We start from the raw sequence: 26,648 nt of genomic DNA, 5'->3' as shown, positions 1-26,648 counted from the left end.
TCCTACGTTAAAGAATTGGGATTAGTACCGAATACGGGGATCAATCAAAGCATTAACAATATCAATGGCAATACTTGCGATTACCACAATAGTGGCAAAAAATACCATAATCCCTTGCACCGTCGGGTAATCCCGCCCAGAAATTGCCTCATACAACCGATTCCCTAACCCTGGCCAAGAGAATGTCACCTCTGTCAACACTGCTCCACCTAACAAAGCAGCTAAGGTCAACCCTAGCACTGTAATCACAGGAATCATGGCATTTTTCAGAGCATGGGCAAAAACAATCCGCCTTTCGTGAATACCTCTAGCTCTGGCCGCTTCTACATAATCAGCCTTGAGAGTTTGCTTCAAGTTTACCCGCACAATCCGTTCAAAGATGCCACTCAACAGCAGCCCTAAGGTAAGACTGGGTAAGGCTAAATAATAGATAGCAGTGAAAAACTGAACCAAATTACCACTGAAGAGACTATCTATTGTATAAAGACCAGTAAACCCTTCTGGTGTTGGTAGGGTAATGGGATAGCGAGTACCGATGGGAAACCAACCCAGCTGAACAGAAAAAATTAACTGCACCACCATCCCCATCCAAAACAGAGGGATGGAGTAAGTAATGATACCAAATAATCTACCCCCCACATCCCAAACTGTTCCGCTTCGGGATGCGGCTAAAGTACCAACTCCTATACCAACTAAGAATGCTATGGCCATCCCGCATACTGATAGTTCTACAGTTGCGGGGAAATGTTGTTGAATAATCTCCCAGACTTTTTGACCTTGGCTAGTGATTGAGGTACCTAGGTCTAAACGTAGCAAGGATCCTAAGTAGCGAATATACTGCAACCACAAGGGGTCAGCTAATCCTAATTGTTGTCGGTATTTTTCCTTAACGATATCTGGAGCACGATTCCCTAACACAGCATCCACGGGATCTCCTGGGGTAGCTCTCAGCAGAAGAAACACTAGGGTGGTAATAGTCCATAGCATCAGGGGCGCTAGGAGGAGACGGATTATTATGTAGTATTTTAGGGCTTTGGCACGGGACATAATTATAGCATTTTTATCTGGTTTGTAAACACAATAATTGCAGCAAAAGGCAAAAGGCAAGAGGCAAAAGGCAAGAGGGGAAGGATATCTCTATAGACACTAAAATATAGCATTTACTGGTAAGTAATTTTTAAACTTAATTTTAGGCAAAAATCAAGTTACAGGCAATAATTAGTTATTTTGCTATTAATTTAGTCTATTTAAAACCATGTTTAATGGGTTGTATTATATTGATAATAATTGCATAGCAATCCTTTTATAAACTATAGATTTTTGATAGTAATTAATCCTCAATAATAATCGGTTATTATAATAGTTTTTTTTTAAATTGACAATAAAAAATATTTAATATTACATATATCCCATAATTTATAACTTTTGCAACAGATTAAAAATGATGTACATTTAAATTGTTTATTCCCTGTTCCCTGTTCCCTGTTCCCTGTTCCCTGTTCCCTGTTCCCTATTACAGACTGTTTATTTAGCAAAACAAGTACCGTAGAGCCATTAACAATTATCCCAAGCAACGGTATAAATGTTCTTTCCATCGGGGTGCATCGATAGACCAGATTACCGTCATGTTTGGTGTTTGCTTGAGTACTCCCAGCTGATCCACTACAGTTTGACCACGGGTGAGTTCGCTTAATGTTTCTACCTCCACGTAGTATTTGCTTTGGGTGGTTACGATAGCTGGGTCAAGAGCCACTGCAGCTGGAGTGACGTTGCCCACCACATTAGCGGCTCCACCCATGATCACGCAACGCTTGACTAGGGAGGCTATGGCATCATCGGAAGCGGTATCGGTGTCAATCAGGAATTTCCGCATATCTGAATGTAGCATTTCTTAATGGTATTACTACCAGAACTCTTAATCTCTTCTTTAGGCAAGAACCCAAAATATCGGGCTAACCTGGGAGTGAATCCACCCTAGACAACTACTACAGCAACACTGGCGGAGATTTTTATGACACAACGGACCTTTGGGGTAATTGGTTTGGCTGTAATGGGGGAAAACCTCGCGCTTAATGTAGAAAGTCGTGGTTTCCCAATCGCAGTATACAACCGGACTGCAGCCAAAACCGAGAAATTTATGGCTGAGCGAGCTCAGGGCAAGGATGTGAAAGCTGCTTATTCCTTGGAAGAGTTTGTTCAAGCTCTAGAGCGACCCCGCAAAATCCTAGTGATGGTGAAAGCAGGGAAGCCAGTTGATGCAGTTATTGAGCAACTCAAACCTCTCCTAGAGCCAGGAGATATGATCATTGATGGTGGCAATTCTCTCTACCAAGATACCGAGCGGCGGACTAAGGATTTAGAAGCCACAGGATTGGGATTTGTTGGCATGGGCGTCAGTGGTGGTGAAGAAGGAGCCCTCAATGGTCCGAGTTTAATGCCTGGTGGTACTTCATCGGCATACAAGGATTTAGAACCAATTTTGGTCAAAATTGCGGCTCAGGTTGATGATGGTCCCTGTGTAACCTACATTGGTCCCGGTGGTGCTGGTCACTACGTTAAGATGGCACACAATGGCATTGAGTATGGCGACATGCAACTAATTGCTGAAGCCTACGATGTACTGAAAAATGCCTTGGGACTAGATCACAAGCAGCTACATGAGGTATTTGCTGAATGGAACACCACTGATGAGCTAAATTCCTTTTTGATTGAAATTACAGCGGATATCTTCAAATACATTGATCCAGAAACGAATGGGCCGTTAGTGGAGATGATTCTTGATGCTGCTGGACAAAAGGGCACTGGACGGTGGACTGTAGTTAGTTCCCTAGAACTAGGGGTGTCAATTCCTACCATCTACGCTGCAGTCAATGCTCGTGTTATGTCCTCTTTCAAGGATCAGCGGGTAGCAGCAGCTAAGGAAATCACTGGTCCTGTGGGCAAGTATGATGGCGATGTCAAAGCATTTATTACCAAAGTCCGGGATGCTCTCTATTGCTCTAAGATGTGTTCCTATGCTCAGGGAATGGCACTCTTGAGTCGGGCATCGGAAGAGTTTAACTATAATCTGAACTTGAGTGAAGTTGCCCGGATTTGGAAAGGAGGTTGTATCATTCGAGCTGGCTTCTTGGATAAGATTAAGAATGCCTTCAACCAAAATCCCCAACTCCCCAATCTCTTGTTAGCTCCTGAGTTTAAGCAAACAATTTTGGATCGTCAGGATGGTTGGCGAGAAGTGCTAGCGGTATCCAACAAATTAGGGATTCCAGTTCCTGCTTTTAGTGCATCCCTAGATTACTTCGACAGTTACCGACGCGATCGCTTACCCCAAAACCTGACCCAAGCCCAGCGTGACTACTTTGGTGCTCATACCTACGAGCGGCTGGATAAACCCAGGGGTGAGTTTTTCCACACCGATTGGATGGGATTGAGTTCACAAGGTTAGTAAAACTTTATTACTGCTTTAGGCGCAAAGCATTTGGGCGACCATGGTTTATTCTGATTTGATCAGGTCATAAACCCGATGCTTTGCCCTAGTATAGCAGAAGTTAGAAGTCAGAAGTCAGAAGTCAGAAGTAAAACTCTTGCGCTTACTTAGGTTTGAGACTTTTGTCATGTCCTAACTGCCCTGGCGACTGCTATAACTATAGGAAAGGGAATAGGGAGCAGGGAACAAAAATTTACAATTTATTTAGCATTGCTATAATCAAAAACTATTCGAGTAAAGCAGATTTATAATAGCGCTGCATCGCTTCATTTATTTAAATTTAAAACTAGTTAATTTTAAAACACCATTACACCCATTGCTATATAGCAATCCTATCTGATTCGTGAAATAAATGGGCTGCTTTCCACCATCCCGTTAATTATAGGTATTTTACCGGACTTGATATAACAGGTGATCCGTAATTTTTGCGATCGCGAAGCGTGACCTACGGTCAATCGCTTTTAGCGTGGCCTACGGCCAATCGCGTAGCGGCTCCTTGGCCAAAAGGCCACGCTACGCGAAAGGAGCATCGCTTTTTTCGTTGGTGCTTTGCTTGCCTATTATACCAACCTGGAGATTAATCCTAAGTTCACAATTGTCCAATCACCGTTAAAAAGCGCCATTTTGCCGTTGGATACCAAAATAGTAATTTTGTCAAGGCTTACGGGAATTATAGTCATAAGTCCCCTAATTAGTGGTTGAGTTAGTTGTTCAGCGACTAGAGGGCGATTGGCCTTTGGCCACGCTTTCGGCAAAGCCGACGCTACGCGAACGCGAACGGCCTTTGGCCACGCTTTCGGCAAAGCCGACGCTACGCGAACGCGAACGCAATTTGTTTTGTTCGAGGTATCCAGCATTAATGGGTAGTATAGTAGGCATTTTCACAGCTACAGATAAGCATCTTGATCGGAACTTGCTTCTGCGCATGCGTAATGCAATTACCTATAGTGGTTCTGATCACAGTTATTTAGAGATTACACCAGAGGATGGAGTGGCTCTAGCCCATGTTCCCCTGATCAGGAGAGACTTAAGGACTGATAGCTATCAGCCAATGTGGAACTCTAACCATACAAGGGTCGTTGTCTTCAGTGGTGCAATTTTCAACTGCCTGGAAATCAGAGACGAGTTGGAAACATTGGGGTTTCATGTTCAACCTAATAGTGACACTGAAGTATTACTGAAGGGATACGAAGCTTGGGGAACAGAGGTTGTTGATAAGCTCAATGGTACATTTGCTTTTGCTATTTGGGACCGCTCTGTTGGAAAGCTGTGGTTAGCGAGAGACAGATTTGGGGAGCAACCACTATATTACTTCTTCGATGAGGTACACTCTACTTTTATTTTTGCTTCAGAACTCAAGGCAATTTTAGAACACCCTGTTGTTTCCAAAGCTGTAGACCCTCAAGGGTTACAATCTTACCTGGTTTTTGGATACGTTCCTGCTCCCTTGAGCTTAGTTAAGGGGGTAAAAAAGCTACAAGCTGCCCATAGTTTAATCATTGAAGCCGGAAAAACACCGGAGCTATATTGCTACTGGCAACTCAAGCAAGTGGCAACATTGCAGAGTGCGCCAGAAGCAGAAATAAGAGACAATCTTCGTTCGCGGTTTGAGTTGGCGGTAAAGCGTCGCTTAGATCGTAACAGTCATTTATCTCCCGCAGCACTTCTGAGTGGAGGTTTAGACTCGACCCTGGTTGTGGGTATGATGAGCAAACTCTTAAAAGAACCAGTTCACACCTTTTCTACAGCCTTTGAAATTGGTTCTGTTGATGCTGAAATCTGGAACACAAATCCGAATCAGTGTAACTCTGATGCTGATGTTGCTAAAGCAGTGAGTGCCCATTTTGGTACCAAACATAGTCAGCTGATTATCTCTGGGAGACAAGATTTAATCGGCACACTGCGGCGTTGTGTGAGAAATTTTGGTGAGCCTCATAGTAATCAGATTAACGTCACCATGATCTTGCTAGCTGAATGGCTTAAGGAGCAAGGAATTGCAGTAGTAATGACTGGGGATGGCAGTGATGCCATCTTTGGAGGTGAGCCGCGCCATCAATTAGATATGCAGATTAGCCTCTTGCAAAAATTACCTAGGTGGTTGCGCAACTTAGCCTATGCCAACAGAAACAAATGGCCACTGAAAGATAACTTTAATCCTACAGCCTTTAGAAGAGTGGACTTAGCACCCTTAACTGTAGAAAGATTAAATACTTGGTTTACCTACAGCAAAGTTGAATTTAATCATCTCTTACAGGGAGAATACGCTACAGATACCGGAGTCATAGACTCGATATATCAGGACCTATTAAAACGTTTGCTCTCCAACAATCACATTACTAGCAACCAAGATGCCCTGCTCTACATGGATTTGAAGTTGGATATTGAAGAATCAAATCGCATGAGGGCATATAAAACAAGTACGCCAGCAGGGTTGGCATCCCTCACTCCTTTTTTAGATTACCAATTTGTTGAATATGCTATGTCTATTCCCTTTGCCAGGAAAGTGGGCTGGCAAAAAGATAAACAACTGCTGAGAGAAACGTTTTCAGATTTGTTGCCAAAAGTAGTAGAAAAGCGGAAAAAGTATGGTTGGCGATCGCCTTTTGGTTCTTGGCTCAAAGATTATCTGTGGCAAGATGTTTGTGGGTTAATTCAAACATTGCCAGAAACAGGTATTTTTACACCGGAAGTTTGTAACTTGATACAAGACTACCAACCTGCTAACAGCCGCCAACTTTGGTCGTTGCTGACTTTTGCCATCTGGCACCAAGAATTTATGGAATGACCAATATTAGCTTGATTCGCAAGAATCAAGAGGTGCGACCCGTGGCGAATTTAATTCGCCTACGGAAAGCGCACCTACTAACTAGAAGCACTGGTATAAAAACGCAGGGCAAACTGCCAAAAGATCCCAGAAGCAAACAGCAATCCTAGGGCTAGAATACCGGAACCTACTACCCAAAAGGTATCACTCCGATTCAACATCACTTCTGCTGGGACTGTAGTCAGGAACGCCACTGGCACTACAAAGGTAAAGAAGAACCGATAGCTAGCCGGATAAGCTACGATGGGATATCGACCAGCTTCTAGCATACTGCGCAGAACAGCGGTGACATTGTAGATTTTGACAAACCAAATGCTTGTTGCTCCCAGCATAAACCAGATGCTGTAGAGGCTAGTCAACCCAAAACATAGTGGCACTACACTCAAAAGATAGTTGCCGATATCTAAGTTTAGGCGTCCACCAGCGTAGCCTATTACTATAATTGAGAAGATTAAGTCTGGTAACCCCCAAGGGCTGACACTTCGCCAAGACAGCCAGAACTGAGAACTAATGGGCTTGAGTAGGATAAAATCGAGGGTTCCTTGCTCGACGTGATCCACAATCCGGTTGAGATTGGGAATCAGGAATGTGCCAGAAAACCCCTGTAGTAACGTGAATATCCCTAGTATGACCAGGGCTTCTTCCCAATTCCAGCCGGAAAAGGTGTAGCCAGTGCGGTAAAACAAGAATAGACCGAATAGGCTACCAGCTAGGTTTCCTAGGCTGCTCAAGGTAGCGATCGCAAAATTTAACCGATATTCCAGTTCAGCAGTGAGCGCAGTACTCCAGAACAACTGGAGTACACTAACATATCGTTTCATATTAATGTGGCTATCAATGAAACTTGGGCTACCCCCAATAATATGCCATTGGGCTAATGCACCAACTATCCCTTATAATTGCATCTTATTCTAAGGTTCTGATAAGATTTAAATTTTCACAGTTAGGTTGAATAGGATAATAATGAATAAAATCTTGGTAATTGAGGACGAGATTTTTATTCGAGAAAATCTGATCGAACTCCTTGAAATTGAAGGGTTTGAAGCTCAGGGTGCTGAAAATGGTGTTGAAGGTGTACAGTTGGTTCAACAAGAACCACCAGATTTGATTTTGTGCGATGTAATGATGCCTGAACTAGATGGATATGGGGTATTGCAGGCACTACGTCAAGATCCAGCCACAGCGAAAATTCCGTTTATGTTTCTGACGGCTAGTGCAGATCGCAGCAATATTCAGAAGATCAGAGAACTAGGCATTCATGACTATATTCTTAAGCCATTTAATGTGGATAAATTTTTGGATGTAATCTCAAATCGGCTAGCGGAACAAAATAAAGCCTAGGGCGTGTTTTCAAAGTTTTCCGCAAGATTATGATCCCCCCCAGCCCCCCTTGAAAAAGGGGGGAGCCATACTCAAAGTCCCCCTTTTTTAAGGGGGATTTAGGGGGATCTCCGAGGCAAGAAGACACGCCCTAGTGGTGATCACGGGAAATAACAACCAACAGTTGACCACAGACCATGCACTGATGAGTTCTAAAGCATTAATCCAAGATCCAGAACCCTTGGAAAGTCGATTGAAAGAAATTCCCCTGGAACCAGGGGTTTATTTAATGCGTGACCATAGCGCTAGTATTCTCTACATCGGCAAATCCCGAAAATTGCGTACGCGAGTCCGTTCCTATTTCCGTGACTCCCAACCCCTGAGTCCTCGCATTGCCATGATGGTGGGACAGGTTACTGATATTGAATTCATCGTAACCGATACCGAAGCCGAAGCCCTAGCCTTGGAAGCCAATCTGATTAAGCAGCACCAACCTTACTACAACGTACTGCTCAAGGATGATAAGAAGTATCCCTATGTTGCCATCACTTGGTCAGAGGATTATCCCCGCATCTTCATTACCCGTAAGCGGCGCATGGGGAATAAACAGGATAAATACTATGGTCCCTACGTCGATCTAAAACTGTTACGCAATACTTTATCTCTGGTCAAACAGATTTTCCCCATCCGGCAACGCCCTCGACCTCTGTTTAAAGACCGTCCTTGCCTTAACTATGATTTAGGTCGTTGTCCTGGTGTGTGTCAAAAACTGATCACACCGGAAGAGTACCGTAAAACCATCCAGAAAATCGCTATGGTTTTTCAAGGGCGTACTGGGGAACTGATTGAGATGCTGACGGCCAATATGGAACAAGCAGCAGAATCCCTTAACTTTGAGCTAGCAGCCCGGATTAGGGATCAGATTACTGGACTTAATTCCCTCAGTACAGACCAAAAAGTAGCCTTACCTGACGATACTGTATCACGAGATGCGATCGCACTAGCGGCTGATGCCAAACATGCTTGCATCCAACTATTTCAGATCCGTGGTGGTCACTTAGTCGGGCGCTTGGGATTTTTTGCCGATGTAGCCCCTCAAGGGAATGGGGGGATAGAACTCGGAGCAATTTTACAACGGGTTTTAGAAGAGCATTACCAAACTGCTGATGCGGTGGAAATCCCCACAGAAATTTTGGTGCAACACCCGTTACCCGATGGGGAGATGTTGGCTGACTATTTGAGCCGGAGCAAAGGTCGAAATGTGACTATACTCACTCCCCAACGGCAAACCAAAGCTGAACTGATTGAAATGGTCAAGCGCAATGCTAACTATGAACTGGAACGCACCCAGCGATTGGTTGACCGCAACACCAAAGCTATGGAGGATTTAGCTAACATTCTTGACTTACCGGATTTACCACGGCGCATAGAAGGGTATGACATTTCCCATATCCAGGGGAGCAATGCAGTGGCTTCTCAGGTCGTGTTTCTAGATGGCACACCAGCCAAGCAGCACTACCGTCACTACAAGATCAAAAATCCTAATATCACTGTCGGTCACTCCGATGATTTTGCTAGCCTTGCTGAGGTGATTGGCCGTCGCTTTAGAAAAAGTCAACTCGAACCAGAACCAGCAGATAGTATTAGCTCAACAATCAACAATCAACAATCAACAATCAGAAAAGATTGGCCTGATTTGGTAATGATTGATGGCGGAAAAGGACAGCTGTCAGCAGTTGTAGCAGTATTGCAAGAGCTAAATTTACAAGAAGAAGTGCCTGTGGTAAGCTTAGCTAAACAGTACGAAGAACTATTTTTACCAGGGGAACCATTACCACTACCAACTGATCCCGAGCAACCAGGGGTGCAACTTTTGCGCAGAGTCAGAGATGAGGCTCATCGGTTTGCGGTGAATTTTCATCGGAAACAAAGAAGTACTCAGTTACATCGTTCCCGTTTAGATGAGATTCCTGGATTGGGATTTCAGCGGCAAAAACAGTTATTGGCTCACTTTAACTCCATTGATTATATTCGCAACGCATCGGTTAAACAGCTTGCTGAAGTCCCAGGTATTGGTTTGCGTTTATCTAAGGAAATTTATCACTACTTCCACCCATGACTAGACCTCTTGAAAAAGTATATTTTATAACTACTGCTAGATTTTGAGCGGTCAGCAAACAGAGGAAAATATCACACAAAAACTGAGGCAACAACAGGTGCGACCCGTGGCGAATTTAATAATTAGATGCGGAAAGCGCACCTATGAAAGAAAAACTGAGACAATCTAGTCTGATCTGCCAATTAGTCTGAAGATATAGACGTTGCGGTATCAATCTCTAAGTAGGTTTACTCTCTAAGTCGTTTGACTCAATGGACTTGGATGTAAAGGACTTGTAGGTTTCGCGTTCCCGTAGCGGCTCCTTAGGAGCATCGCTTCCTGTGGGCTTTCTTTCTGTGGGCTTTTTTCTGTGCTCTTTGGCGATGCTTTGCCGATGTCGATGTTGGGGAGGGCTGAATCGGTGACTAAATTATGTGATTAACTATTATACATCTTATTTGATTAAGAAAAAACATGGATAGACAGTTTCAGCTCAGGTCCTAATACTTTTTAAGTTAATAATTTTTAAGTTATATTAAGAAAAACCTTTAAAAATCATCTTTCTTTAACAAAATTACTCAGCACTACCAGTAACAGGGGAATAACCATGACCCGAAACACTTTAGATGAACAGAGATCTCAGCTGAATGGCTCTGGCACTATCACTGAGCCAGATCACCAACAGAGATCTCAGCTGAATGGCTCTGGCACTATCACTGAGCCAGATCACCAACCATTACACCAAGCTAATCACCAACAGGAGGATTCAGCCTCATCATTACCCAGCTCCGGGACTAGTGAATCCCAAAACTCCTTGACATCAGGAGCAGGTAGTTTAGTGATTGCTATGGGTATGGGAATTATGCTGACTTTCGTAGGAATGCGATTGATCGGGACAGCTCCAAAGGTTCAAAAAACCGATTCCCCTGCTGAAACTGTTCAAACCCCTGCGGCTGTCCCCTCTGCTGAAACCCCTGCGGCTGTCCCCTCTGCTGTACCTGCTCAAACTGTTACGGTGGCAGACGTAAAAACCACCACAGTTAACCGTACCCTAGAAGCTATTGGTAGTGTTGCTGCTTTTGAGGAGATTAGGGTCAAGTCCCAAGCAACGGGTTTACAGATTAAACAGGTACTGGTTAGAGAAGGGGAATTTGTCAAGGCCGGACAAGTAATGGTCAGGCTAGATAATGCTGTGCTTCAGGCACAGTTAGCTCAAGCTCAGGCAGCAGTTGCCCAAGCTGAAGCCCGTTTAGCAGAACTCAAAGCAGGGACACGCTCAGAAGAAAAAGCCCAAGCTAGAGCTCGTCTAGACCAAGCCCAAGCTCGTCTAAGACAGGCCCAAGCCAGTATCCCTAGACAAATTGACCAAGCCAAAGCCCGAGTGGCATCGGCTGTTGCACAGTTGAGTCTAGCTAAACGTCGCTTCGAGAGCCAGGAAAAATTGATTGCCGAGGGAGCCATCTCCCAAGACCGCTATAATGAGGTGGAAAGTCAATATTTCAGTGCTCAAGCGAATTTATCTGAAGCCCAACAACGCCTTGAGCAAACACGAAACACCAACTCCCCAGAAATTGCTCAGTTAGAAGCCGCTGTCGTAGAAGCGCAACAGCAGCTCCAGCAAAGATTGGCTGGTTCCCGTCCAGAAGTAATTGCTCAAGCCCAAGCTCAACTGGCTAGAGAAAAGGCACAAGTCCAGTTAGTGATGGCGCAACTGAACGATACCCAAGTGGTGGCACCAGTCAGTGGCAAAGTAGCCACTAGAAATGCCCGTGTCGGTGATATTACCTCTTCGTCAGAAACACTCTTTACCATTATCGAAAAGGGGCGTTTGGAACTGTTATTAAGGGTACCCGAAACCCAACTGTCCCAAATTCAGATTGGACAACCAGTAGAAATATCTTCTAAAGGAGATAGCCGCCTGAAGCTTTCTGGAACAGTACGAGAAATTGACCCGATAGTTGATCAGCAGTCTCGTCAGGCTCTGGTAAAAGTAGATTTACCCAATTCCGGCACCTTGCGACCAGGGATGTTTTTACAAGGCTCCATCACCACCTCAGCCACTACCGGTCTAACTATACCATCGAAAGCAGTATTGCCCCAAGCCGACACTAGCGCTATCGTTTACCGACTCGAAGCAGATAACACCGTTAAAGCACAACCAGTGGTAATGGGAGAACTGCTCCCTAGTGGGCAAGTAGAAATCAAGAGTGGTTTATCCGCAAGCGATCGCATTGTAGTCAAAGGTGCTGCTTTCCTCAAAGACGGCGATCCCGTCCAAGTATTAGAAACTCCATAGAAGCGTTGAAAGTTAACCGGTTACAGCTTCCATGTTGATTAACGGTTGAAAGTTAACCGGTTACAGCTTCCATGTTGATTAACGGTTGAAAGTTAGCCGGTTACAGCTTCCATGTTGATTAACGGTTGAAAGTTAGCCGGTTACGTTCGATGCAAATAACCTTGGCCAAAAGCCCACGCTACGGGCACAATCTTGGCCAAAAGCCCACGCGATCGCGTTCAACCAACTAACCTTCAACCAACTAACCTTCAACCAACTAACCTTCAACCAACTAACCTTCAACCAACTAACCTTCAACCAACTAACCTTGGCCAATAGGCCACGCGATCGCGTTCAACCTTCAACTATTTAAAAGATGTCCTTCCACGTCTCCTCTTGGTCAATTAAAAATCCGGTTGCTACTCTGGTCATGTTCCTGGTTTTAGGAATAGTCGGTCTATTCTCCTTTATGCAGTTGGGAATTGATCGGCTCCCTAATATTGATCTTCCAGCGGTGATGGTTACTGTTACCCAGCCAGGAGCAGGACCTGCAGAACTGGAATTCCAGGTCACGAAAAAAGTTGAAGATGCTGTTGCTAGCCTCGGAAATATTGACCAAATCAGCTCCACGGTTACTGATGGCAGCTCAAGAACCGTTATCAATTTTGTCCTGGGAACTGATAGCAATCAGGCAACGAATGATGTACGCAATGCCGTAGCTCAAATTCGCCAAAGTTTGCCCCTAGATATCAACGAACCTATTGTCAGACGGTTAGAATTTTCCGGGGGTTCAGTGATGACCTATGCGGTAGCTTCTAACAAACGCTCGGTGGAGGAGTTGAGTGATCTAGTTGACCGGAAAATTAGCCGTGATCTGGTTAATGTACCGGGAGTTGCCCAAATTGATCGACTCGGAGGAGTTGACCGGGAAATTCGAGTTGACCTTGACCCCGCTAGATTACAAGCTTTTGGTATCACTGCTACCCAAGTTAATGACCAAATTCGGACTTTTAATGTCAACTTACCCGGTGGTCGCGGTAACATCGGCGGCGCTGAACAGAATGTTCGGACTCTCGGAAGTGCTAAGACAGTCGAAGAGTTAAAAAACTACCGTATTGTACTCCCAGATGGCGCAAATGTTCCCCTTTCCAGTTTGGGAGAGGTGACCGACGGCTTTGGTGATCTTAGGAAAGCTGCCTATCTGAATGGGGATTCAGTGGTGGCCTTTTCTGTGCTGCGCAGCACTGGTAGCAGTTTAGTCTCGGTGGAAGAAGGGGTTCGCAAGGCGGTTGTTCAACTAAAAACTACCCTGCCAGAGGATATTGAACTGCGCTTGATCTTCACCCGTGCTGATTCCATCCGTGAGTCCTACCAAGCAACCATTGATTCCCTAATTATCGGTTCAATACTGACTGTATTCACCGTGGGGATATTTCTGAGAAATTGGCGGGTAACTCTAATTACAGCAATAGCGCTACCTTTATCAATTATTCCCACCTTTCTGGTGATGAAAGCCCTAAACTATACCCTTAACAATATGACCCTACTGGGTTTAGGCCTAGCCGTGGGGAACTTGGTCGATGATGCCATTTGCATGATTGAAAATATCGACCAGCACTTGGATATGGGTAAGAAACCCATGAGAGCAGCGTGGGATGGGGCCCGGGAAATTGGTTTAGCTGTAGTAGCCACCACCGCAACTATTGTCGCGGTATTTATTCCTGTAGCCTTCATGGGGGGTATCCCTGGTCAATTCTTCCAACCCTTTGGAGTAACCGTTGCGGTATCTACTATGTTTTCCACCCTAGTAGCTACAACAATGACACCAATGCTGAGTGCTTATTTGCTCAAGCCAAAATCAAAAGGATTGAAGGTTGACCCGTTGAAGGTTGACAAGTTGAAGGTTGACAAGTTGAAGGTTGACCCGTTGAAGGTTGACCCGTTGAAGGTTGACAAGTTGAAGGTTGACAAGTTGAAGGTTGACAAGTTGAAGGTTGAAAGTTGGCAAAATAACCATCAACCCAATAACCTTCAACCCAATAACCTTCAACCCAATAACCNTCAACCCAATAACCTTCAACCCAATAACCTTCAACCCAATAACCTTCAACCCAATAACCTTCAACCCAATAACCTTCAACCCAATAACCTTCAACCCAATAACCTTCAACCCAATAACCTTCAGAGCCGACGTATACAACCTTATCGAGGTCTATTAACCTGGGCATTGAAGCACCGGATTACCACGATGTTGATAGCTGTAGCTTTTTTCATCGGTAGCTTGCAGCTTGTACAGTTTATTCCCAAGGGTTTGTTTAGTAATGAGGATACTGGAGTCAGTACGGTATTGATTGACCTGCCACCGGGGTCTGAGCTGAGTGAAACCATAGATGTGGTTCAAGAAACAAATCAGTTGTTGCAGTCAAACCCAGCTATAGAAAATGTTCTGGCCAGGGCTGGAAATGATGGTGTAAATTCTGGTATTGTATACGCCAAACTCTTACCCAAAGACCAACGGGAAATATCTCAGCAAGAATTTGAGCAGCAGATGCGTGAGGGTTTCCAGAAAATACCTGGCGCGAGGGTTAGTTTCCGTAGTCAAGGGGCTGGAGGCTCTAGCAAGGATTTATCAATTGTTCTCAAGAGTGAGAATGGTGAACTGCTTTCCCAAACCGCCCAAACTCTAGAACAACAGATGCGCCAAAGTCCTGGTTTAGTGGAAGTCACCTCTAGTGAAAGTCTAGTTAAACCAGAAATTGTGATTGTACCTAATCCTGCCCGTGCTGCAGATTTAGGAGTATCTGTTCAAGCGATCGCACGCACAGCCTCTTTAGCCTTAATTGGAGACCTTGAGTCAAATCTGGCTAAATTTGACTTACCTGACCGACAAATTCCGATTCGTGTCCAACTCGACCCAGAATCGAGGGATGACATCGAAACCCTCAAAAATCTGCGGGTTCCCAGTCGAAATGGAACCTTAGTCCCCATCGCTGCTGTAGCCGATATCCGTTTAGGGAGTGGACCGGCCCAGATTGACCGCTTTAATCGTGCTCGTCAGGTGTCTTTGGGAGCTAACTTGCAAGGGATTTCCCTAGGAGATGGGATCGCAAAAGTCCAATCCCTACCTGCTATGAATCCCCTACCCCCTGGAGTTTCCGAGGAACCCTCTGGGGATGCCAAGATTATGCAAGACATCTTCGGTGGCTTTTTAAGCGCTTTAGCGCTATCAGTGTTGTGCATTTATGCCATTCTGGTACTGTTGTATAACAGTTTTCTCTATCCCTTTGGAATTTTGGTGGCTTTACCCCTATCCATCGGTGGTGCCTTAATGGGACTGTTGATTGGCCAGAAGGAATTGGCACTTTTTGCCCTAATCGGAATAGTATTACTGATGGGATTGGTGACCAAAAATGCCATTCTCTTGGTAGACTTTGCCTTAGCCAATCAGAAAGAAGGGACATCCCAGTTTAAAGCAGTCATTCAAGCTGGAGTCAGTCGCTTGCGACCGATTTTGATGACCTCGGTCTCCACCATTGCTGGCATGATTCCCATTGCCTTGGAATGGGGAGCCGATGGTGAAGTTCGTAGTCCGATGGCTCTTGCCGTGATAGGAGGATTTACCACTTCTACTCTGCTAACCTTGGTGGTGGTGCCGGTATTATTTACCTATGTCGATAACTTAGTTCGTTGGGCAAGAAAGACCCTCTTTGGAAGTAAAACTCAAGATTACCAAGACGATGTAGTAGAGGTTGATGTAGAGCCTGAGCAGTATTTGAGCAATGGTACTTCTATTGCTGCCAGTAATGGTAAGTTCTAGTCTCTCGACTAATGTCTAGGTAAGCTATCAGCTATCAGCTATCAGCCGTCAGCTATCAGCCAAGGGCTGATAGCTGACGGCTGAATCCTTATGCCTAGGGTGAATAACAATTAACTATATAGCAACCGAAGTATAGTTTAGGACAGAGTATTTTGGTTGAAAGGGAGCAGGGACTAAGGCCGTAGGCCACGCGGGGCGCGTTCGGAGCAGGGAGCAGAAATATGTCTTAAGCTTTACTTCGACTGCTATACAAAGTTTATTGTTGGTATTTAATTATAATGATGCAGATGTCAATTACCTATTGATTGTATTAACCAAAACCCATCAATCCCTGCCCTGATAAGTTAGCCATAATATAGCGCTACGTGCAAGTCCGCAAGTCACAAGTCAGAAGTCAAAAGTTTACTACAAAAGGTTTTCAGCTTTTAGCAATGTCAAACACTTTAATGCGTAGTGCTATATCATGTCGGGATAATTACCCTTAATAAAAAACTCCCCCATCTCCCCATCTCCGCATCTCTCCCCACTTCCCAACCTCCCCACCCTCCCCTTGTTTTTTACAAATATGAGATGCACCCGGTTGGTGTAGTGATAGGGTGGATAGTATTCCCAGCAGTCTGATGATGGTAACATTTGAGGAAGGGGGGTGTTTGATCAACGGCGAAGACGGGAAGGACGCCAAGAAAGCAAGTAAACCCAAGAAAGCAAGTATAGCAGTCGCCAGGGCAGTTAGGACATGACAAAAGTCTCAAACCCTTTGTAAGCGCAAGAGTTTGACTTCTGACAAATGACTTCTGACAAATGACTTCTGCTATAAACCAGGGAGGCGGATTTTTGTAACCAATTAATATTACAATTAATATGACAATTCAGCAATTAAATAAATTAGCAAGCAACTGAATAATTATGATGTGTGACTACATAGGTTGATCAATTCAAAATTATGCAGTTAAATTACCTAATATAAAGAAATTAAATAGCGATTAAGTTAGGTAAGGGATTAAGTTAGGTAAGGGATTAAGTAGCGATTAAGTAAGTTATGATTAGTTTAGGTGATTGGTGTAAGTTATTGGTGTAGTGGGAGCATCGACTCGTGAAAGCTGTTGGGTGGCATAGTAACTGGTTGTGGAAACTTTTTTCTCTAGTTGGAGAAATTTATTTAGGTATAGCCATACTGTATCCCGTCCATGTCGCTAAGGCTGAATCTATTATACCAGCCACAGATGGTACGGGCACTAGTATTACAATTTATGGCAATGAGTTGACGGTTGACGGGGGTACAGTTTCCGGAGATAGCGCCAATTTATTCCATAGTTTTCAAGAATTTGGTCTGACGGCAGAACAGACAGTTACGTTTCTGTCTAATCCCCGAATTCGTAATATTTTGGGTCGGGTGATTGGGGGTAAGCCGTCAATTGTTGACGGGTTAATTCGAATAGCTGGAGGTAACTCAAACTTATTTTTAATGAATCCAGCGGGATGGGTGTTTGGTGCTAATGCTCGTCTGAATATCCCAGGTGATTTAACCGTAACAACAGCGAATCGGATTGGGTTTGGTGAAGACAATTGGTTCACTAGCTTTGGGTCAAATGACTATCAAACTTTAATCGGTAATCCCCAGACTTTGGCCTTTGACTCGACTCAACCAGGGAGTATTATTAATGCTGGGAATCTGGAACTACTAGAGGGTAATAACTTAAGCTTAATCGGCGGCAGTGTGATCAGTACTGGAAACGTAAGTGCTGCCAACGGAACGGTTACTCTGGCTGCTGTAGATGGTGCTAATTTAGTTAGGATTAGCCAACCAGGACACCTATTAAATATCGAAATTGAATTACCAACGGATGCTGATGGGGAGCAGCTACCATTTACACCTCAGGATTTACCAACCTTGTTGACCGACGGAGTTGAAGGGTTACAGACACCGATTGTGGTGAAGCCAGATGGTAAAGTACAGCTCGCGGATTCTGGTTTACCGATTGAGATGGGTGATGTGGTGGCTCGGGAGGTAAACGCTCAGACTGCTACACTATCAGCTGCTAATAATCTCACCTTAGTCGAAAGCCAGCTCTCTACCACTGGGGATTTGAATCTGTTGGCTGGCAATACAGTGCGATCGCATGATAGTCTAGCGCGCCCCTTTATTGCTGAAGCCCTCGGCAATTTATCCATCCAGGGCAATCAAGCCATAGAGATTTCAACCCCCAATCATCAAGCTAGTGGTTTATTCTCTGGTGGCAACATGGTACTGCGTTCCGCTAATCCAGTACAAGGCAGTAGTCGCTATCAAACAGGCGCTAGTTTTCGGATTGAGCAGTTAGATGGTAGTCCAGGGAATTGGATTAGTCCTGATGATTCCATCATTCTAGCAAATGGTGATGTCAGTCTAGGCAACTATCAAGGCGCTTCCTTACATATTTTAGCAGGGGGTAGTGTTACCTTAGGCGAGATTGCGATTAATCCTACTGATCAGCCTAACCCTAAGATTAGTCCAACCCACTCCGATCCCATCCTTGCTAATCTAGCCAATGTCACTCTATCTGACCAAAGTAATTTGGTGATTGATGGTGCTAATCAGGCGACCTTAGATATTAGAGCTGGGATTGATTGGACACAACAAGGAGGAGTGCCAGGAAACAATTCAGGTAATCTTGATTTTAGTAATAATTTTAGCAGTAATGCCACCAGTGCCGATATCAAAGTTAGCGATATTACCGTAGCTCGGGATGGATTGGTCTCGATAACCAATCAGTATTCGCCTAATACTGCATTAACCACTGGTGCAATTCAAGTTGACACTATTAAGACCGGTGGTTTAAGTAATAGTAATCCTAATACTAATTCCCCACAAATCCTGATTGACTCTCGCAGCACTATCGAAGTCACTAAGAATAATCGCTTAGATACTGCTAATAATACTGGTAGGGGAGGGGATATTACCCTAAATGCTGATGGCAATAGTCAATTATCCACCACTCAACCTACTATTCAAATTCCTAGTATTGATTCCTTTGGTGGGTCAGGGGCCGGTGATGTCACCGTAACTAGCAGAGGTGGTGATATCCAAATCAATAGTGGGGGTAGCGGTATCAATGCTGGATCGGAATCAGAAAATGGGGGAGCGATCGCAATCACAGCTACCAACGGTAACATTACTATCAAAAATCCCATCAACAGCCCCAGCACTCTAGTCATTGATACCGATGGTCAAGTCAGTCTCGGCAATCCGGAGCAACCCTTACAAGCCAGTAAGATTAAAGATGTTTTGATTACCGCTGGTGGGATTGAAGTGATTTCCCAGCTGATGGCTGAAAGCATCACTATCCAACCAAAAGACCCTAATACTACTTTGGGCATAGGGAAAGATGCTGGTGGCACCTTCCAAATCACCACAGCGGATTTGTTCAATAATCTCGCTCTAGGCACTTCCGGTACCTTAACAATTGGAAATCCTGAATTTACCGGTGATGTAAGAATCCGCAACTTTGACCTGAGTCAGGCCAATCTCAATGTTATTGTCAGAGGCGGGGATATTCACTTTCTCAGCAGTGACACCAATCCTGCTGTCCAACTGGCTAATAATCAGACAGCTCAATTTATCTCTGCTGGTACCATCTTTGATAATCTGGGGACTGAAGTAACCATTGATGGGGAACAAGGGGCAGTTTTATTCGATGCTGAAAATGGATTTAGCTACGCCGATGCTAATGGTATCGATGTTCAAGTCCAGAATATTGCTGCTGTTACCCGCAATAGTGGCGATATTATCTTTAATTTCCAAGACCCCAATGCCGTGATCACCTCCGTGGCTGGTGTGAATGGGATTAGCGCTGCTAATAATGGCAACATTCGTCTGGGACAGGATATACCTGGTACTATCACCATTGATCAACCCATCCTTGCTCAGGGTTCAGGGAGTATCTCCATTGGGCAATTCAATACTACTCAAATCAATCTCAACAGCACTGTGACATCTGGCAGTGGTAACATTAGCTTCCTCAAACCCCTCAATCTTGATCCGACTAGCCCTAACACTAGTGCTAACATCACTAGCACTACCGGTAACATTACCTTTAATGATACCGTTGACGGTAATCAAGACCTGAGTGTTAATGCTGGCACTGGCACCATTCAGTTTAATCAGGCAGTGGGCAGCACTATTCCCCTAGGAGATATTACCCTAACTGCTGATGACATTAACCTTAACGACATAGTTCAAGGTAATGCCACCATTACATTGCAACCGTTCAGCGCTGATCAAGCGATCGCAATTGGTGGCAATCACAGGAGCCAGACTGGTATTATAGCTCTAACTGCCCAAGAAATCAACTTCCTGCAAGATGGCTTTACTGCTATCACTATCGGTAATCCTAACAGTAGCGCTAACATTACCATTGCTGAAACTGGGGTCACCTTCCAAGACCCAGTAACCATTCAAGCCCCAGCCGGATCAGGTGCCATCATCGCCAATGGCACAATTCAAGGCATAGACGATGCTTCGATTACTCTAGAGGCCAATCAAAGTATTGCAGTTGAGAACATTATCACCAATGGCTCCGATATCAACCTTACCGCTAGGAATGGAGAGGTATTGACAGACAACCTCAACACCTCTGGTATTAGTGGTGGTAATCTTGTTATCGATGCTTCCACTACCATTAAGACTGGCTTAATTAATACTAGCGGTAGTCTTGGTGATGGCGGAAATGTGATTATCGACCCGATTGGAGATGTGGAAGTCAGGGCGATTAATGCTCAAGGGGGAGAAAACGGTAGTGGTGGTGATGTTGATATTACCGCTGGTCGATTTTTCCGAGCTACCGATACCTTTAGCGGACGCAATCAGACCACAGCTAGTATTTCCACTAGGGGCGGAGTGGCAGGAGGGTCAGTCATCATCCGACATAATGGCGCAGCTAGTTCCATACCCTTTACTGTCGGGGATGCCAGCATCAATGGTACCGCTGGAGCCATTACCACTGGCACACAGAATTCTATTTTGCCAACGCAACGGTTTCTGGAGTCCTATACTCAGGGTAATTTTCCCAGTCAGATTCAACTGATTACTGAGCTGATTACTCAGTCATCTCCTAATACTAGTAATACTGAAGTAACCAATAGTGAGCCAGATTTACCTGAGTTACCACAGGAAATCCTCCCACCATTGATGATAGAAGAAACTGAAGCATTGTCCAAAGAAATGCTAGTCTATCAACTAGAGGATTATTTTACCAGTCAAGTTACCAGTCAAGTCACCAGTCAAGCCACCGGTCAAGCCAACGGTCAAGTTGAGTCATCTGTTGCTGAGATTAAAACAGCCAAAGACATTCAAACAGAACTCAAGGAAATTGAACAAGTTACCGATGCTAGACCAGCACTGATCTATGTCTTTTTTCGGAATTCTGGAAATTTACCAGGACGAGACGTTGTCTTAAAAACCGAATTCCTCAACATCAATCCTAATGTAATTGTAGAGCCCAAGCCTAATGCTCCGTTAGAACTGGTATTGGTAACTAGCCAAGGCAAAATGATCTACAAACGGATTGCTAATACCAGCCGGGAGCAAGTGTTAGCCTTAGCTCAATCATTCCGGGATAGTGTAGCATCTCCTAGAGCAGGGGTTTTTCGACCACAAGACCTAGCCAAATCCCAACAACTCTATCAATTACTGATTAAACCCCTCCAGAAGACATTAGATGAACAAAACATCAATAACTTGGTGTTTGTGATGGATAAAAGCTTGCAGTCTCTCCCTTTAGCCGCCCTCCATGATGGCGAAAGCTTTATTGTGGAAAAATACAGTGTTGGTTTAGTGCCTAGTTTGAGCTTGACCGATACCAACTATACCGATGTCAGAAAAGCCCCAGTGCTGGCTATGGGCACGGAAAAATTTCACCAGCATCGAGACTTACCCTATGTTCCCAAACTAATCGAGCATTTAGTCAATACCTGGTCAGCTAAAGCCCTAGAAAACGAAAACTTCACTATCGCTAATCTCCAGGATGAAATTAATCAGAAATCTTTTAATATCCTTCATTTAGGAACCCATGGTAAATTTCGGTCTAATGCTAATGATTCCTACATTCAGTTCGGTAAAAAACGATTAGGATTAGGAAAATTTGAAACTTTGGGATTAGAGCAACCACCGGTCAACTTATTAGTCTTAAGTGCTTGTGATACAGCCCTTGGCAATCAACAGTATGAATTAGGATTTGCTGGATTTGCCTATCAATCCAAAGTGCAATCGGTTTTAGCTAGTTTGTTAGCAGTGCCTCAAAATGGAACGTTTAAACTCCTGAAATCTTTTTATGACCATTTAAAAGTAGTCCCTATAAAAGCAGAAGCCTTAAGGTTAGCCCAAGTAGAGATGCTTAAGGATAATACTAACACTAATAATAATTTATCCCATCCTTACTATTGGGCATGGTTTACTATTGTGGGGAATCCTTGGTAATTTTAATAGGGAGTAGGGAGTAGGGAGTAGGGAATCGGGAGTCGGGAGTCGGGAATCGGGAATCGGGAATCGGGAAATGGGCAGAATTCTCCCGGAAACTATTGTGTATTTTGATACAAATAGTTAGAATTTTCACGGAAATCATTGTGTATTTTAATACATATTTTCCGGGGTTTCTACAATCATGAAAGTAGCTACTCGCTCCTTTGTAAAAAACCTACCCTTGTAAGGATGGGGAGATGGGGGAGATTTTGATTAAGGGTAATGATTCCGACATGATCTCACAGGAGGGGAGAGTGGGGAGGATAAATGCGATCGCTTTTAGCGGAAGCTGAGGCCTTTGGCCACGCTACGCGAACGCTTCATCGCGCAGCGGCTCCAAAGGAGCATCGCTTCTTCAACTATTCTCGACTCCCGATTCCCGTTCCCCTCCTGGGAGGGGTTAGGGGTGGGTTCCTACTCCCTACTCCCTACTCCCCTAGCCCAGACCTAAAGCTTCTTCTTGAGAGCTGAGGTAGCAGTTAATGCACCAACAGCTAATATACCGAATACAGTGGTTGGTTCAGGAACGGTAGCCGGGGCTCCGTCATAAAACACTGTAATGTCAAAGGTCACATTTTGATCAGCTTCTCGAAAAGCAAGAACTGCCTCACCAGGAGCAACACTCCCTGAGGTTAGCAACAGTTTTTTCATATCCTTAGAAAAGATAAGTTCACTGAAAATATCAGAAATACTTTCCTTACTCCAGGCTGCATCTTCTTCGCCAGGAATTGTGTAGAGTATACTGGTTAAGGTCTTGTCGATGTTATTTCCAATTACCACTCTACGCCCGAGATCTGTGGTAATGGAATCCCCAGTTTTACAAAAAGGAAGACAAAGTTGGGCAGTAGGCTCCTCACCAACGGGGGGCTTAACAACTACATTTTTAACTAGGGTAACTGCCTGGGCCACACTAGGCATTACCACAGTCATCAATGCTGCTGATGCTGTAGCCATAGCTAATTTTTTAGCCATCCCTTTGGTGACAGCTAATGATGATGATAATTCAGCCATCTAAATCCCTGATTATTTTACCTAGGTCATACTACCCAACAATCTGGACATTCTTTATAAATCTTTGGTAAACTTATCATCAAGATTGTGAAAGGTTGTATTCAGGTTATAAGGTAAGCAGTTAGCAGTCAGCAGTCAGCGGTCAGCGGTCAGCAGTCAGCAGTCAGCTATCAGCCGTCAGCTTATTTTATTCAAAAGCACCTAAAGTAGTGTGGCCAATGGCTGTTCGCGTAGCGTGCGCGTAGCGCATAAGCTAAAAGCTGAAAGCTGATAACTGATAGCTGATAACTGAAAGCTAAAAGCTGAAAGCTGATAACTGATAGCTGATAACTGATAGCTCCCTACTCCCTACTCCCTACTCCCTAATTATGGATACAAACGCCTCTGAATTACAAGAAAAAATTCGTCAACAATTTGATTTTGGCCCCTATCCCAGAATTCCCATCGACCGCTCCCCAAAAAAGCAGCTAAGCTTACTTTATTTCCATAATTTAGTTACCCCCTATTATTTAAGAAATCACCAAGTCATTAATCCAGACCAGAAAGTAATTTTAGATGCTGGCTGTGGCACGGGATACGGCTCATTAACCTTAGCAGAAGCGAATCCCGGAGCCAAAATTATTGGGATTGATATTTCGGAGCAGTCTCTGGATTTAGCCCGTAAACGATTAAGCCATTATGGGTTTGATGAGGCAGAATTTCATCAGCTCTCTATTTATGACTTACCTAGCGCTGGTTGGGAATTTGATTATATTAATTGCGACGAGCTACTGTATTTATTTCCTGATCCAGCTGTTGCCCTGAAAGCGATGAAAGCGGTTTTGAAGCCTCAGGGAATAATTCGCAGCAATCTACACAGTAAGCATCAACGTCACCTGTATTTTCGGGCACAAGAAGTCTTCCATGTGATGGGATTATTTGATGAAAATCCCGAAGATATGGAGATTGACATTGCTTTAAATACCATGAAAGCGTTAAAGAATAATGTTGAACTAAAAGCTAGAACATGGGATCCTAAATATGAGAGGGAAGACGGAAAAGAAACAGTTTTAATGAACTATCTTTTCCAAGGGGATAAAGGCTACACCATTCCTGATTTATTCGCTGGCTTAAGAGAGGCTAATCTAGAATTCATCAGTATGGTCCATTGGCGACAATGGGATTTAATGAGTCTATTTAAAGAACCAGACAATTTGCCAGTGTTTTTGGCCATGAGCTTGCCAGATATTTCTGTGGAAGACCGACTGCATTTGTTTGAGCTATTACATCCTGTTCATCGGCTCATAGATTTCTGGTGTGGACATCCCGAGCAAGGCCAATCCTTTACTCCAATTTCCGAGTGGACACTGTCCGATTGGCAGAAGGCTAAGGTACATCTCCATCCTCAGCTGAATATACCAGACGTGAAACAAAATATTCTCAAAGCCATTACTGAATTACAGCCTTTTGAAATTAGTAGGTATCTACCAGTGAGTGGAGTGGAGTCTCTGGTAGACAGTGCCGTTGCCTCTTGTTTATTACCTCTATTTGATTCCCCTCAGTCGATGCCATCTTTAGTAGAGCGATGGCAGAGATTGCGCCCAGTAGACCCCGTAACCCTTGAGCCGATAGCTGAGGAGAAGGCGTTTGATACGGTGAAAGAGGCATTGATGGGATTGGAGAATTATGGGTATGTGTTGGTTGAAGGTTGAAGGTTGGCAGGTTGAAGGTTTGTAGGTTGGTAGGTTGAAGGTTGGCAGGTTGGTAGGTTGAAGGTTAAAGGTTAAAGGTTAGTAGCCGTAGGGTGTGTTAGGGACCGGCTCTCCTGGATTTTTGGCCGATTGGCCAGGGTTGAGACAGCCGGTCCCGTAACGCACCAGGATCAGCCATCAGTGCGATCGCGAAGCAGCAGCTTGTAGGGTGGGCAAAAACACCAGGGTGCTCTGGAGTAGTTCATGATCACAGAATTTTGCCCACCATTACCGGTTGATGTCAGATATGCGTACCCATTAATGTTGTAGGGTGGGCAAAAACACCAGGGTGCTTTGGAGTAGTTCATGATCACAGAATTTTGCCCACCATTACCGGTTGATGTCAGATATGCGTACCCATTAATGTTGTAGGGTGGGCAAAAACACCAGGGTGCTTTGGAGAAATCTAGATCATCGAAATTTTGCCCACCATTACCGGTTGATGTCAGGTTTGCGATCGCGTTTGGCCGTAGCCATCCTGATTCAAACCTCACTGATTAATCCCTTGCTGGTGGGCAGGCAGTAGCCTTAGGGTGCGTTAGGGACCGGCTCTCCTGGATTTTTGGCCGATTGGCTGCCCGCGCGAAAATATATTAGACTTCGCGGCAGTTGTCGGGAACAGGGAACAGCGGATCACCGGAACAGTGGACAAGAATTGACGCAAAGCGATGCAGAGGTGCGACCCGTGGCGAATTTAATTCGACGACTGTAAGCGCACCTAAGTGGTCTTGGGGAGGCAGCGCGGTCTTGGGGGTTCCCCCCATGAGCGACTGCCGTGGTTTCCACCACTCGCTATTGCATCAAGAACACTATTAGAAAAATACTTTTGCAAGAGGTCTATTGTAACGGGCAAGATGCCCATTCCACCAAGATGCCCATTCCACCAAGATGCCCATTCCACCAAGATGCCCATTCCACCAAGATGCCCATTCCACAGTTAGTTGGTAGCCGTAGGGTGCGTTAGGGACCGGCTCTCCTGGATTTTTGGCCGATTGGCCAGGGTTGAGACAGCCGGTCCCGTAACGCACCAGGATCAGCCATCAGTTTCTTTGAAGTTTGTGATCGCATTGAGATCATCTTGGTGGTGCGTTACGGATGCGATGCTGCTGGCGAAACATTTATTAACACGCTGAAAGCCTTGATATTCAGTGTAATGGTCGAAAAACATTTTATAGTTTTGTAACGTAATCAACGGCAGAATAAGTGTTTTGGATGTTAACTTATATTTCGCCAGCAGCATCCGGATGCGATCGCATTAATTTCCAGATATGCGATCCCATTGAGATCATCTTCGTGGTGTGTTACCGGTGCGATCGCATTAATTTCCAGATATGCGATCCCATTGAGATCATCTTCGTGGTGTGTTACCGGTGCGATCGCATTAATTTCCAGATATGCGATCCCATTGAGATCATCTTGGTGGTTTGTTACCGGTGCGATCGCATTAATTTTGAGAAATGCGAACGCGCCCCGCGTGACCAAAGGTCAATCCCATCCAGCTCTCTGCACACTCCCCAGGTGGTGCGTTACGGGGCGGACTATCTCAACCCGGGCGTTGAGGCCACAAATAACGGCAAGCCCGCCCCTAAC

General features: G+C 44.6%; 20 protein-coding genes and 1 pseudogene. 12 read left to right on the top strand and 9 right to left on the bottom strand.

Annotation, left to right across the window (positions count from 1 at the left end; all coding sequences use genetic code 11):
- Nucleotides 1-21: 21 nt before the first annotated feature.
- Nucleotides 22-1,047 (bottom strand): ABC transporter permease, encoded by a 1,026-nt coding sequence (locus F6K38_RS17645; protein ID WP_287357052.1) that lies wholly within the window; start codon nt 1,045-1,047, stop codon nt 22-24.
- Between the two features lie 514 nt (nt 1,048-1,561).
- Nucleotides 1,562-1,828, bottom strand: a pseudogene (locus F6K38_RS17640) (nucleoside hydrolase); the annotation flags it as partial.
- A 183-nt stretch (nt 1,829-2,011) separates the two neighbouring features.
- Here F6K38_RS17640 and gnd point away from each other — a divergent pair.
- From gnd to asnB, 3 genes are all read left to right on the top strand, one after another.
- Complete coding sequence (gene gnd, locus F6K38_RS17635) at nt 2,012-3,445, top strand: decarboxylating NADP(+)-dependent phosphogluconate dehydrogenase (RefSeq protein WP_287357048.1); 1,434 nt, start codon at nt 2,012-2,014, stop codon at nt 3,443-3,445.
- A gap of 482 nt (nt 3,446-3,927) precedes the next feature.
- Nucleotides 3,928-4,068, top strand: coding sequence for a hypothetical protein (locus F6K38_RS17630; protein ID WP_287251220.1), 141 nt, complete (start codon nt 3,928-3,930; stop codon nt 4,066-4,068).
- 113 nt (nt 4,069-4,181) lie between these two features.
- Nucleotides 4,182-6,272, top strand: a complete 2,091-nt coding sequence (gene asnB / locus F6K38_RS17625) for an asparagine synthase (glutamine-hydrolyzing) (protein ID WP_287357046.1) — start codon at nt 4,182-4,184, stop codon at nt 6,270-6,272.
- A 77-nt stretch (nt 6,273-6,349) separates the two neighbouring features.
- Here asnB and F6K38_RS17620 read toward each other — a convergent pair whose 3' ends face one another.
- On the bottom strand, nt 6,350-7,132 hold the full coding sequence (locus F6K38_RS17620) for an ABC transporter permease (protein WP_008190909.1): 783 nt from the start codon (nt 7,130-7,132) through the stop codon (nt 6,350-6,352).
- Between the two features lie 142 nt (nt 7,133-7,274).
- Here F6K38_RS17620 and F6K38_RS17615 point away from each other — a divergent pair, with 142 nt between their 5' ends.
- The 6 genes from F6K38_RS17615 to F6K38_RS17590 all read left to right on the top strand — a co-directional run bounded on the left by F6K38_RS17615 (nt 7,275) and on the right by F6K38_RS17590 (nt 22,275).
- On the top strand, nt 7,275-7,652 hold the full coding sequence (locus tag F6K38_RS17615) for a response regulator (RefSeq protein WP_008190906.1): 378 nt from the start codon (nt 7,275-7,277) through the stop codon (nt 7,650-7,652).
- Between the two features lie 184 nt (nt 7,653-7,836).
- Nucleotides 7,837-9,750, top strand: a complete 1,914-nt coding sequence (gene uvrC / locus F6K38_RS17610; protein ID WP_287357045.1) for an excinuclease ABC subunit UvrC — start codon at nt 7,837-7,839, stop codon at nt 9,748-9,750.
- Between the two features lie 586 nt (nt 9,751-10,336).
- Complete coding sequence (locus F6K38_RS17605; RefSeq protein WP_008190903.1) at nt 10,337-12,025, top strand: efflux RND transporter periplasmic adaptor subunit; 1,689 nt, start codon at nt 10,337-10,339, stop codon at nt 12,023-12,025.
- Between the two features lie 192 nt (nt 12,026-12,217).
- On the top strand, nt 12,218-12,343 hold the full coding sequence (locus tag F6K38_RS17600; RefSeq protein ID WP_267872126.1) for a hypothetical protein: 126 nt from the start codon (nt 12,218-12,220) through the stop codon (nt 12,341-12,343).
- A gap of 37 nt (nt 12,344-12,380) precedes the next feature.
- Complete coding sequence (locus tag F6K38_RS44250; RefSeq protein WP_287357043.1) at nt 12,381-15,821, top strand: efflux RND transporter permease subunit; 3,441 nt, start codon at nt 12,381-12,383, stop codon at nt 15,819-15,821.
- A gap of 1,093 nt (nt 15,822-16,914) precedes the next feature.
- On the top strand, nt 16,915-22,275 hold the full coding sequence (locus F6K38_RS17590; protein WP_287357041.1) for a CHAT domain-containing protein: 5,361 nt from the start codon (nt 16,915-16,917) through the stop codon (nt 22,273-22,275).
- Here F6K38_RS17590 and F6K38_RS17585 read toward each other — a convergent pair.
- Nucleotides 22,253-22,411: a hypothetical protein gene (locus F6K38_RS17585; RefSeq protein WP_287357039.1), complete on the bottom strand. Its 159-nt coding sequence runs from the start codon at nt 22,409-22,411 to the stop codon at nt 22,253-22,255. The genes F6K38_RS17590 and F6K38_RS17585 overlap by 23 nt on opposite strands.
- 173 nt (nt 22,412-22,584) lie before the next feature.
- Here F6K38_RS17585 and F6K38_RS17580 point away from each other — a divergent pair, with 173 nt between their 5' ends.
- Nucleotides 22,585-22,788 (top strand): hypothetical protein, encoded by a 204-nt coding sequence (locus tag F6K38_RS17580; RefSeq protein ID WP_287266477.1) that lies wholly within the window; start codon nt 22,585-22,587, stop codon nt 22,786-22,788.
- Here the strand turns inward: F6K38_RS17580 and F6K38_RS17575 are convergent.
- On the bottom strand, nt 22,765-23,328 hold the full coding sequence (locus F6K38_RS17575; RefSeq protein ID WP_008190896.1) for a PEP-CTERM sorting domain-containing protein: 564 nt from the start codon (nt 23,326-23,328) through the stop codon (nt 22,765-22,767). The genes F6K38_RS17580 and F6K38_RS17575 overlap by 24 nt on opposite strands.
- 368 nt (nt 23,329-23,696) lie before the next feature.
- Here F6K38_RS17575 and F6K38_RS17570 point away from each other — a divergent pair, with 368 nt between their 5' ends.
- Nucleotides 23,697-25,019, top strand: coding sequence for a class I SAM-dependent methyltransferase (locus F6K38_RS17570; RefSeq protein ID WP_287357037.1), 1,323 nt, complete (start codon nt 23,697-23,699; stop codon nt 25,017-25,019).
- Between the two features lie 170 nt (nt 25,020-25,189).
- Here F6K38_RS17570 and F6K38_RS17565 read toward each other — a convergent pair whose 3' ends face one another.
- The gene (locus F6K38_RS17565) at nt 25,190-25,552 is read right to left on the bottom strand and encodes a hypothetical protein (protein WP_287250548.1); all 363 of its coding nucleotides are present in this window, start codon (nt 25,550-25,552) and stop codon (nt 25,190-25,192) included.
- Between the two features lie 68 nt (nt 25,553-25,620).
- On the opposite strand from F6K38_RS17565, the gene F6K38_RS17560 reads away from it, so the two are divergent.
- Nucleotides 25,621-25,770: a hypothetical protein gene (locus tag F6K38_RS17560; protein ID WP_287250552.1), complete on the top strand. Its 150-nt coding sequence runs from the start codon at nt 25,621-25,623 to the stop codon at nt 25,768-25,770.
- Between the two features lie 100 nt (nt 25,771-25,870).
- Here the strand turns inward: F6K38_RS17560 and F6K38_RS17555 are convergent, their stop codons facing one another.
- Genes F6K38_RS17555 through F6K38_RS17545 form a run of 3 tightly spaced genes read right to left on the bottom strand, consistent with a single transcriptional unit; the run spans nt 25,871 to nt 26,540 of the window.
- A complete protein-coding gene (locus F6K38_RS17555; protein ID WP_008190891.1) occupies nt 25,871-26,086 on the bottom strand; it encodes a hypothetical protein in 216 nt (71 codons plus the stop codon).
- Nucleotides 26,087-26,091: 5 nt separating this feature from the next.
- Nucleotides 26,092-26,250 carry a hypothetical protein gene (locus F6K38_RS17550; protein WP_165691847.1) on the bottom strand — a complete coding sequence of 53 codons (159 nt, stop codon included), beginning with the start codon at nt 26,248-26,250 and terminating at the stop codon, nt 26,092-26,094.
- A 23-nt stretch (nt 26,251-26,273) separates the two neighbouring features.
- The gene (locus tag F6K38_RS17545; RefSeq protein WP_008190889.1) at nt 26,274-26,540 is read right to left on the bottom strand and encodes a hypothetical protein; all 267 of its coding nucleotides are present in this window, start codon (nt 26,538-26,540) and stop codon (nt 26,274-26,276) included.
- Nucleotides 26,541-26,648 lie beyond the last annotated feature (108 nt).

Origin of the sequence: Moorena sp. SIO3B2, from assembly GCF_010692525.1 — a bacterium.
Lineage (GTDB): Bacteria > Cyanobacteriota > Cyanobacteriia > Cyanobacteriales > Coleofasciculaceae > Moorena > Moorena producens.
This window is presented reverse-complemented; position numbering and strand designations above follow the sequence as displayed.

What these genes read in the sequence shown, in the direction of transcription:
- F6K38_RS17580 (WP_287266477.1), top strand. Translation starts at nt 22,585, where the DNA reads ATGCGATCGCTTTTAGCGGAAGCTGAGGCCTTTGGCCACGCTACGCGA.
- F6K38_RS17615 (WP_008190906.1), top strand. Translation starts at nt 7,275, where the DNA reads ATGAATAAAATCTTGGTAATTGAGGACGAGATTTTTATTCGAGAAAAT.
- F6K38_RS17645 (WP_287357052.1), bottom strand. Translation starts at nt 1,047, where the DNA reads ATGTCCCGTGCCAAAGCCCTAAAATACTACATAATAATCCGTCTCCTC.
- F6K38_RS17605 (WP_008190903.1), top strand. Translation starts at nt 10,337, where the DNA reads ATGACCCGAAACACTTTAGATGAACAGAGATCTCAGCTGAATGGCTCT.
- F6K38_RS17620 (WP_008190909.1), bottom strand. Translation starts at nt 7,132, where the DNA reads ATGAAACGATATGTTAGTGTACTCCAGTTGTTCTGGAGTACTGCGCTC.
- uvrC (WP_287357045.1), top strand. Translation starts at nt 7,837, where the DNA reads ATGAGTTCTAAAGCATTAATCCAAGATCCAGAACCCTTGGAAAGTCGA.
- F6K38_RS17575 (WP_008190896.1), bottom strand. Translation starts at nt 23,328, where the DNA reads ATGGCTGAATTATCATCATCATTAGCTGTCACCAAAGGGATGGCTAAA.
- F6K38_RS17570 (WP_287357037.1), top strand. Translation starts at nt 23,697, where the DNA reads ATGGATACAAACGCCTCTGAATTACAAGAAAAAATTCGTCAACAATTT.
- gnd (WP_287357048.1), top strand. Translation starts at nt 2,012, where the DNA reads ATGACACAACGGACCTTTGGGGTAATTGGTTTGGCTGTAATGGGGGAA.